Source organism: Isoptericola sp. NPDC056578, assembly GCF_042793275.1.
GTDB lineage: Bacteria > Actinomycetota > Actinomycetes > Actinomycetales > Cellulomonadaceae > Isoptericola.
Genome location: NZ_JBHTVC010000098.1, coordinates 1 through 9767, shown reverse-complemented (window position 1 = coordinate 9767; position 9767 = coordinate 1). Strand labels below are relative to the sequence as shown.

8 protein-coding genes are annotated in these 9767 nt (G+C 76.6%); all 8 read right to left on the bottom strand.

Translation table 11 applies throughout. The features are described from left to right. Window positions 1-800: copper transporter (locus ACFQ80_RS22040; protein ID WP_430565143.1), on the bottom strand; the 800-nt coding region annotated here is incomplete at its 3' end. A gap of 90 nt (window positions 801-890) precedes the next feature. Next, entirely contained in the window at window positions 891-2084 is a 1194-nt protein-coding gene (gene steA, locus ACFQ80_RS22035) for a putative cytokinetic ring protein SteA (protein WP_430551718.1), read from the bottom strand. 5 nt (window positions 2085-2089) lie between these two features. Continuing rightward, window positions 2090-3862, bottom strand: coding sequence for a DNA repair protein RecN (recN, locus tag ACFQ80_RS22030; RefSeq protein WP_430565142.1), 1773 nt, complete (start codon window positions 3860-3862; stop codon window positions 2090-2092). 1 nt (window position 3863) lies between these two features. Then, a complete protein-coding gene (locus ACFQ80_RS22025) occupies window positions 3864-4829 on the bottom strand; it encodes an NAD kinase (protein ID WP_430551716.1) in 966 nt (321 codons plus the stop codon). After that, a complete protein-coding gene (locus ACFQ80_RS22020; protein ID WP_430565141.1) occupies window positions 4826-5704 on the bottom strand; it encodes a TlyA family RNA methyltransferase in 879 nt (292 codons plus the stop codon). The genes ACFQ80_RS22025 and ACFQ80_RS22020 overlap by 4 nt, the downstream gene beginning before the upstream one ends. Window positions 5705-5730: 26 nt before the next feature. Further along, entirely contained in the window at window positions 5731-6027 is a 297-nt protein-coding gene (locus ACFQ80_RS22015) for a hypothetical protein (RefSeq protein WP_430551714.1), read from the bottom strand. Window positions 6028-6295: 268 nt separating this feature from the next. Further along, window positions 6296-7309: an HAD-IIA family hydrolase gene (locus tag ACFQ80_RS22010; protein ID WP_430565140.1), complete on the bottom strand. Its 1014-nt coding sequence runs from the start codon at window positions 7307-7309 to the stop codon at window positions 6296-6298. Then, window positions 7306-8232: a hypothetical protein gene (locus tag ACFQ80_RS22005; RefSeq protein WP_430565139.1), complete on the bottom strand. Its 927-nt coding sequence runs from the start codon at window positions 8230-8232 to the stop codon at window positions 7306-7308. The genes ACFQ80_RS22010 and ACFQ80_RS22005 overlap by 4 nt, the downstream gene beginning before the upstream one ends. Window positions 8233-9767: the final 1535 nt, after the last annotated feature.

Here is a 9767-nt window from a genome sequence, read left to right as displayed (position 1 = left end):
TCCCCGTCCTGCGTCGTCGGCCCGGCGACCACCGAGGTCCCCGCGATCTCCGCGGACGTCCCCGCGAGCGCGGCGAGCGCGCCCATCCCCGTCTGCTCCGGGTCGGCGTCCTGCGTCTGCTCCTCCTCGTCGGCCACCGTGGCGCCGCCCGACAGCAGCAGGATCGCGTCCGCCGGCGCGCTCGGCTCGGCCACCTGCTCCACGAGGCCCACCTGCTCCAGGAGGTGCTGCTGCTCGAGGGCGGCCTCGCTGAACGAGGACGGGCCCGCGCCCGCCGGAGCGGCGTCGGTGAGCGCCACGGTGAGGGACGCCGCGAGCAGCTCGGCCGGGCCGGAGTCCTCGTCGATCACTCCCTCGACCGCCTCGGCGGGCAGCTTCTCGCGCAGCCCGTCCGCGACCGTCTCCCGCATGGTCAGCTCGTCGGCCGACGTCCACGACGCGGCCAGCCGCTCCTGCGCGACGACCGTGCCGTCCGCCGCCTCCAGCTGGTCCAGCACGGCCTTCCGGCTCGCGTCGCTCACCTCGTCCACCTCGACGACGGCGACGTTCATCCCCGCGAGCGACCCGGCGACCAGCTGGTCGCCTGCGGTCTCGATGAAGCGCCGCTGGTCCTGCGCCGTGGTCTGCGCCTGCCCGAGCTCCTCGCGCAGCGTGTTGCGCTCGGTGCGCAGCGCGTCCACCTGCTCGGTGAGCTGGTCCCCGAGCGTGCCCTGGAGCGGGCCGGCACCCAGGATGATGCCCACCGCGAGGGCGAGGAAGACGGAGATCAGCGAGACGAGGTGATACCTGAAGTCGATCACGGTCGGCAGAGGTTCCTTGTCAGGTCGGGGCGGTCAGGTCGGGGCGGTCGGGTCAGGTCGGGCGGGATGCCAGGGGGGCGCGCAGCAGCGTCACCCGCCGAAGAGGCTACCCACCCAGGAGACGAGGTCGTCGATCCGGGCACCGATCAGCCCGAAGAGCGTCTGCCCCGCGGCGGTGGACCACAGCGCCGCGACGACGGCGGCCACGCCCGCCAGGGACAGCAGCGTGAGCTGCAGGTTCGAGATCCGGGTGCGGTACAGCCGGGACACACCCTTGGCGTCGACGAGCTTGCCGCCCACGCGCAGCCGGGTGAGGAAGGTGCTGGCCATGCCCGCCCGCCCCTTGTCGAGGAACTCGACCAGCGTCGCGTGCGTGCCGACCGCGACGATCAGCTCGGCCCCCTTGTCGTCGGCGAGGAGCATGGCGATGTCCTCGCTGGTCCCCGTCGCGGGGAACACCACGGGCTCGACGCCGAGCGCCTGCACGCGGTCCAGCCCGGGCGAGTTGCCGTCGCGGTACGCGTGCACCACGATCTCCGCCCCCGACGACAGCGCACGGTCGGACACCGAGTCCATGTCGCCGACGATCATGTCCGGCTTCCAGCCCGCGTCGATGATCGCGTCGGCACCGCCGTCGACACCGACCAGCACCGGCCGGTTCTCCGTGATGTAGGACCGCAGCATCGCCAGGTCCTCGCGATAGTGGTAGCCGCGCACGACGATCAGCACGTGCCGGCCGTCGAACTTCGTCCGCACGTCCGGCACGCCGACGCCGTCGAGCAGGAGGTCCCGCTCGCGACGCAGGTACGTCATCGTGTTCTCGGCGAAGTTCTCGATCTCCTCCGACAGCCCCTCGCGCGCCGCGACCATGTCGGCCGCGACGGTCTCCGGGGACTGGCGCACGCCCTCCGCCACGGTGGTGCCGTCGACGACCACGGTGCCGCCGTCGATCCGCACCGCGGCGCCCTCGGGCAGCGCCATCACGGCGGGGCCCAGGTCGTCGACCAGGGTGATGCCGGCGTCGACGAGGATGCCCGGCCCCGCGTTCGGGTACCGGCCCGACGTCGAGCGGGCGGCGTTGAGCACCGCCGCCGGGCTGACCGCCACCAGCGCGTCCGCCGCGACCCGGTCGATGTCCACGTGGTCGATGACGGCCACGTCACCGGCGTGCAGACGCTTCGTGAGGTCCTTGGTCCGCGATCCGACCCGGGCCGGCCCTGTCACGTCGGTGTTCTCGTCGCCGGCGTCGGGCGCACGCTCGGACTTGCGCAGGATCATTCTCATCGCCCCTATCGTCCCACGGTGGAGGACTCCAGGAGCTCGACCGCGTGCTGACGGGCGGTCGCGGACTCCTCCTGCCCGGAAAGCATCCGCGCCAGCTCGCGGACCCGGGCGTCGTCCGTGACCTCGCGCACGCCCGTCACCGTGATGCCGGCCCCCGGGTCGGCGCCGTCGTCCGCCGCGGCCCCGCCGCCCTCGGGGGTGGACTTCGTCACCACCAGGTGCGAGTCCGCGAACGCGGCCACCTGGGCGAGGTGCGTCACGACGACGACCTGCGTGCTGCGCGCGAGCACCGCCAGGCGCCGCCCCACCTCGACCGCCGCGCGACCGCCGACGCCGGCGTCGACCTCGTCGAAGACGAACGTCGGCAGGGGCGTCGTGGCCCGCCCCGATCCCGCGCCCGCCTCCACGCGCGCGGTGGCGAGCGCCACCTCGACGGCCAGCATCACCCGGGACAGCTCGCCGCCGGACGCGCCCTTGCCCAGCGGGCGGGCGGGGGCACCGGGGTGCGGCTCGAGCAGGAACGCGACCTGGTCGGCGCCCCAGGGCCCGGGCTCGTCGGCGGGCGCGACGTCGACGACGAGCCGCGCACCCTTCATGGCCAGCCCGGACAGCTCCTGCGTCACCGCGTCCGAGAGCGCCTCCGCGGCCTTGCGGCGGCCCGTCGTCAGCCGCTCCGCCGCGCCGGCGAGCTCGGCGTCCAGCTCGGCCGTGCGCTCGCGCATCCCGGCGAGCCGCTCGCCGCCGTCGTCGAGGTCGAGCAGGCGCAGCCCGGCGTCGCTCGCCCACCGCAGCACGTCGTCGATGGTCTCGCCGTAGCTCCGGGTGAGCGTCGTGAGCGCCGCGAGCCGCGCGTGCGCGGTCTCGAGGCCCGCCGGGTCCGCCTGCAGGTCGTTCACGTACGACGACAGCTCGGTCGCGACGTCGGCGAGGAGGTACCCCGCCTCGGCGATCCGGGTCGCGTGGCCACCGAGCGTCGGGTCGTCCGGGGCCGCGGCCTCCAGCGCCCGCCGCGCCCGCTCGACCGCCTCCACCGCGCTGCCGGCCGTCTCCACGTCGTCGCCGGCGACGGCGTCGTGCGCCTCCTGGGCCGCGACGCGCAGCTGCTCCGCGTTGCCCAGCCGCCCCACGAGAGCGGTCAGCTCGGCGTCCTCCCCCGGCTGCGGGTCCACGCGCTCCACCTCGGCCAGGCCGAGCCGCAGCAGCTCCGCCTCCCGGGCGCGCTCCGCGGCCCGCGCGGTGAGGTCGTCGATCTCCGCCAGGAGCCCGGCACGCTCGGACCACGCCGCCCGGTAGGTGTCGAGGTCGTCCTGGTGGTCGGGGCCGGCGAAGGTGTCCAGCGCCTCGCGCTGCTTGGCCGCCGTGCGCAGCCGCAGCTGGTCGGCCTGGCCGTGCACGGTCACGAGCTCGTCCGCGATCTCGGCGAGCACGGCCTGCGGCACGCCACGCCCGCCGAGGTGGGCGCGGGAGCGGCCTGCCGCCGCGACCGTGCGGAGCACCACGACGGTCCCGTCGTCGTCGACCTCGCCGCCCGCCTCGTCGACCCGCGCGGCGACGCCCGGGTGCGCGGCGACGCGGAGCCGGCCCTCGACGACGGCGCCGTCCGCGCCGGGTCGGACGGCGGCGGGGTCGGCCTTGCCGCCCATGAGCAGGCCCAGCCCGGTGAGCACCATCGTCTTGCCCGCGCCCGTCTCGCCCGTGATGACGGTCAGCCCGTCGGCCAGGGGCACCCGGGCGGCGCGGATCACGCCCAGGTTCTCGATCGCGATCTCCTCGAGCACCTCACGCCTCCTTGTCGTGCTCGTCGAGCTTCTCGTCGTCGCCCGGCCCGGGCGCCGGCGCCCGATGGTCCGGGCGCTGGGCCGCCAGCTCGCGCCATCCGACGACCGGCAGCGAGAACTTGGACACCAGCCGGTCGGTGAACGGCGCGGGCGAGAGCCGCGCGAACCGCAGCGGCAGCGCGCCCCGCCGCACCTCCACCCACGACCCGACCGGCAGGTCGATGCGCCGCCGGCCGTCGCAGGTCAGCACCGCCGGGACCGGGCTGCGCTCGAGCACCTTGACCGTGTACGTCGAGCGGGGGCCGATCACCAGGGGGCGCGCGAACAGCGCGTGCGCCGACAGCGGGACCAGCAGCACGCCGTCCACCTCGGGCCACATCACCGGCCCGCCTGCCGAGAACGCGTGCGCCGTCGAGCCGGTCGCCGTGGACATCACCACGCCGTCGCAGCCGAACGACGAGAGCGGGCGACCGTCGACGGCGATGCCGACCTCGACCATGCGCTCGCGCCGCGCCTTCTCCACGGTCGCCTCGTTGAGCGCCCACCCGGTCCGGGGGGTCTCCTCCCCCGGCAGGTGCACGGCGACGTCGACGACGGCGCGCTCCTCGACCTCGTAGTCGCGGGCGGCCAGCCGCCGCACCGCGTGGCGCAGGTCGTCGCGCTCGCTCTCGGCGAGGAAGCCGACGTGCCCCAGGTTGACCCCCAGGAGCGGGACCCCGGTGCCGTGCGTCAGCTCGGCGGCACGCAGGATGGTGCCGTCGCCGCCGAGCACCATGACGGCCTCGGAGTCCGTGACGCCCTCCCGGGCGCGCGCCGCGGCCATGTGGTCGCCGAACGACTCGGCGAGGTCGTCGTCGTGCAGGGCGACCTCGAAGCCCGCCTCGGTGAGCTCGCGCACGGCCTCGGACAGCGCCGCCACGGCCTCCGGGCGGCCCCCGTGGGTGACGATGAGGACTCGGCGGCTCACTGTGCTCCTCCGATGGGCAGGACGGGCGGGACGGACGACGGCGCGGCGGGGGCGCCCGGCTGCCAGGCGACGGCGGCCGCCACGGCGTGCTCGGCCGTGTCGGCGGCCGCCGCCGCGGCCTGGCCGTCGGGGCGGAACCAGCAGAAGTACTCGCGGTTGCCGCTGGGCCCCGGCAGCGGGCTCGGCACCACCGCGCACGCGCGCAGGCCGTGACCCGCCGCGGCCCGCACGACGGCGAGCACCGCCTCGGCGTGCAGGGCCGGGTCGCGGACGACGCCACCGCTGCCGAGCCGCTCGCGGCCGACCTCGAACTGCGGCTTGACCAGCAGCAGGGCGTGCCCCTCCGGGGAGAGCACGGCGGCGAGCGGGCCCAGCACGAGCGTGAGGGAGATGAAGGACAGGTCGCCCACCACGACGTCGGGGGCGCGCTCCAGGTCGGACGGCGTGAGGTCGCGCAGGTTGAACCCCTCGACGACCGTGACCCGAGGGTCGGCCCGCAGCGACGGCACGAGCTGGTCGTGCCCGACGTCGAGGGCCACCACGTGCCGCGCGCCCCGGCGCAGCAGCACGTCCGTGAAACCGCCGGTCGACGCGCCGACGTCCAGGCACCATCCGCCGTCGACCGCCCGGAGCAGCTCCTGCCCGGCGGGGTCGTCCGCGAGCGCGTCGAGCGCCCCGGCCAGCTTGCCGCCGGCGCGCGACGCGTACGCCTGGTCCTCGGGGTCCGGGAGCACCGTGACGGACGCGCCGTCGGGCACGGGCGCGGAGGGTTTCGTGACCACGCGGTCGCCCAGCCGTACCCGGCCCGCGTCGATCAGCTCGACCGCCTGCCGGCGCGATCGGGCCAGGCCGCGGCGGACGAGCTCCGCGTCCATCCGGACGTCCGTGCGTGCCACCGCCGTCAACGCCGTGGCCCTGCCGCCGGGCCGTCGTCCTGCCCGGCGTCCGGTGCGCCGTCGAGCCGTGCGCGCAGCGCGTCGTGCACCGCGGCGAACCGCTCCACGTGCTCGGCGACGGGGAGGTCGTCCAGGCCCTCGAGCTCGTCGACACCGGTCCGCGGGCCGGTATCAGCGCCGGGGGCGCGGGGAGGCCGAGGTGTCGGCCGGGCCGCGGCGGGACCTTCGGCAGCGGGTGCGGTGGCGCGGTCGGCCGTCGGGTCGGCGGGCACGGCTCCGGTCGTCGGCTGGTCCTGCGTCATGGTCCCTCCCTGCCGCTCGCGGTCGTGGTCTCGTCGCCGGCACCCGGGCGGGTGCGCGCGGACCGCCGGTCCGAGGGGCGGCTGGTCGCGCGGGCTGTGCCGCCGTCCGAGGTCCGGGTCCACGCTACCTGCTGGCGCGGGCGTCGAGCGCACGACGCACAGCCCGCGACCAGGTCCGTCGCGACCGTTCCCGAGATGTCCTCCGCCGCCGTGCCCACCGGGCGGCGGCACGACGGCGGGGCGTGCCCCGGTCCCCGCGACCGCGCGGTCAGGCGCGCAGCTCCGGAACGGTCGACGCCGCCGCCGGGGCGCCTCGGTCCGCGGCGTCCCACGCGGCAGCGCAGGCCGCGCGGACGACGTCGATCCCCTGCGGGCCCCGACGATCGAGCTCCAACGCCCCGTCCACCACCCGTGCCGCGCGGCCCTCGCACGTCCACCAGCCGTCGGTGGATCGCCCCGGGAGGGGGTGCGGCTCGAGCAGGGCGCGCAGGTCGGCGCCGACGAAGTCCGGGCGCAGGCCGGGCTCCGCGAGCACGGCGTCGCGCGCCGTGGACACACCCGTCAGCACGTGCAGGCCGGGAATGCCGCCGGCGCGGGCACCCGCGAGGTCGGTGTCGAGGCGGTCCCCGATCACCAGCGGGCGTTCCGCGCCCGCCCGGTCGACCGCCAGGCGGTACATCGTGGGTGACGGCTTGCCCGCGCTGTCCGGCTCGACCCCGGTGGCGGCCACGACCGCCCCGACGAGCGCCCCGTTGCCGGGAGCGAAGCCCCGCGCCGTCGGGAGCGACAGGTCGAGGTTGCTCGCCACGTGCCAGGCACCGCCGGCGACCGCATAGGCCGCCTCGGCGAGGTCGCTCCAGGTCAGGCCCGTCGCGTAGCCCTGGGCGACGGCGTCGGGGGCGTCGTCGGCGGAGTCGACGACCGTCAGGCCCGCTCCGGCGACCGCCGTCCTCAGGCCCGCCCCGCCGACGACGAGCACGCGGGCGCCGGGCTCCAGTCGCGTGCGCAGCAGCGCCGCGCACGCCTGGGCCGCCGTCATGACCTCGTCCGCGTCGGTCGGGATGTCCAGCCCGGTGAGCTGGCCTGCCACCTCCTCGGGCTCGCGTGACGCGTTGTTCGTCACGAAGACCAGCCGGAGCCCTGCGGCCCGTGCCGACGTCAGGCTCTCGGCCGCGTGCGGGATGGGCAGGTGACCCTTGTAGGCGACACCGTCGAGGTCGACCAGGGCCAGGTCGTGCGCCGCTGCAAGGGGGCCCGTGCTGCCCGACAGGGACGCCGTCATGCCTGGCCCGCGTCCGTCCCGGGCTCCTTCGCCTGCTCCGTCCGGTCGGTGTCGGACCCGGCGACGTCGGACCCCGCAGCGTCCTCGGCCTCAGCCCTCTCGCCGTCGTCGTCCACGCCGACGGCAACCGCGTCGTCCGCGTCGCCGGGGTCCGCGGCCGCGTCGTCCGCGTCGCCGGGGTCCGCGGCCGCGTCGTCCGCGTCGCCGGGGTCCGCGGCCGCGTCGTCCGCGTCATCCGCGTCATCCGCGTCGTCCGCGTCGTCCGCGTCGACGGCATCCTCGTCGTACGTGTCGTAGACGACGACGTCGTCGGACTGCTCCGGCACGCCGGAGGCGCGCGCGAGCTCGGCCGGGTCGACCCCCGCCAAGAGCCGTGCCGCCTCCTCCTCGCGGCCGGCCGCTTCCAGAGCCGCCGCGCGGGCCTGGAGCACCCGGAGCCCGAGGTCGCCGCGCCGCTCGGCAGCGGGGATCCGGTCGAGCACGGCGAGCGCGGCGTCGTGCTCCCCGAGGTCGCTGCGTGCTCCGCTCGCGACGATGGCGAGCTCGGTGCGCCCCTCGGCGTCGAGCGTGCGCGCCTCCTCGCTCGAGGCGAGGGCGAGCGCGCGCTCGGGGCGCCCGAGGCCACGCTCCGCGTCCGCCATCAGCGGCAGGTGCTCGGAGGAGCCGTTGAGACGTCGCACCGTGCGAAGCTCCCGCAGCGCCTCGGCGAAGCGCCCGGTCCGGTACGCCGCGATGCCCGCAGCCTCCCGGACGACGTCCACCCGGCCGCCGCGACGCACCGCTGCCTGTGTGTGCTCGTACGCGCGCTCGGGGTCGACCTCGAGGAGCCGCCCCGCCATCACGAGGTGCAGGCCGATGCGCTCGGCGTTCTCCTTGGTCAGCCCGCGCAGGCGGCCGCGGACGTCGCGGCTGAGCTGACCCATCGACGCGTCGTCGGCGATCTCCGGCTCCACGACGCGGGGGCGCCGCTCCGCACCCGCCGCGGGCCGTGCGGGTCGTCCCGGACCCGCCGCGCGCCCCTGGCCGTCCGAGCGGCCGCGCCCTCCACCGTCCGGTCGTCCGCCGGAGCGGTAGTCCGGACGTCCGCTGCCGTCCCGGTCCCCGCGCGCGGGGCGACGGTCGTCGTCACGGTCGCGACGCGGGCCGCGAGGGCGGTCGTCGCGGGTGTCGCGGGTGCGGCCGTACCCCGAGTCCGAACGGCGTCCGGTGCGCTCGCCCGAGCCACGCGCGTCGCGAGCCTCGCGCTCATCGGGCCGACGCCCCTGGCGCGCCCGGTCCTCACCGGCACCGCGAGCGTCGTGCCCGCCCGGCCGACGCGCCGTCCGGGGACGCTCCTCGCGGGCGGTGTCCCGGTCCCGAGAGTCTCGCCTGTCCGTACGGTTCGCGGACCCGCCGCGGTCCTCCCGTCGGCCGTAGCCGTCGCGGCTCTGGTCGCGGCCCCGGCCGGGGCGGTCGTCGCGCCACTCCCGCGCACCGCCGTCACGGCGGTCGCGCGAGCCCCGGGCGTCGCCCGACCCACGGCCGTCCTCCGGCCGCCGGCCGGTGCGCTCCCGGTCGCCGCGCGGCGGGCCGTCGGCACGCCCCCGGCGCTCCGCACCACCCGCGCGGTTCTCCCGGTACTCGCGTCCACGACCGCCGGGCGCCCCCTGCCCGTCGCGGGAGGAGCCACCACCCGCCGGTCGTGCCCCGCCCTGGCGCGCGCCCGGACCACCCGCGCGCTGCGGGCGATCGCCACGGCCCGACGCCCCCGACGACGAGGACGAGCCGCGACCACCGTCACGAGCTCGATCGCGTGAGCCGTCACGGGACGACGATGCGCGACCCCCCGCACCGCCCCTGTTTCCGTCCCGCTCTGAATCGCTCACGATCTTCCTTTCCGACGCCGACACGACCGGTATTCTCCCACGCCACGCTGCTCGAAGAGCGAGTGCACGGCCCTCACCAGATGTGACGGCAGGCACGGACACGGCACCCCCTCGGGCACCGGCTCAGGCGCGATCGTGTGCCCGTCGATCCCCGCGTACCGCGCGGTCTTCCCCGCGATCCATGCCACCACGCCACACCCTCACCCGCCACGGACCCGACCAGCAGACCGCGCCCCGGTTGCCGCCGCGCGCGCCATGCAGGCGGTCAGCGAGACGCGGAAGCAACGGAGCCGGGTCGGTGGTCTTCGAGGTGCCGACGTCGACCGCGCCCGACCTTCGGGGCAGGCCGCCGGCCCACGCCAGGGCCGACACGGGAACACCGTCGGCGCGGGAGCGGGCATCGCCCGGTCCGTCGAGGAGCGGTAGGCACGCCGCGAGGCGGACCGTCAGAACCTCGTGGCCGTCAGGGTGTGGGAGATCCTCGGGCTGCCAGGTGGGTGTTCGGGGGTATGCGAAAGGCCCACCCCGGTGTGGGGTGGGCCTTTCGTGAATGGGTGTCCGGCGGCGTCCTACTCTCCCACCCCCTCGCGAGG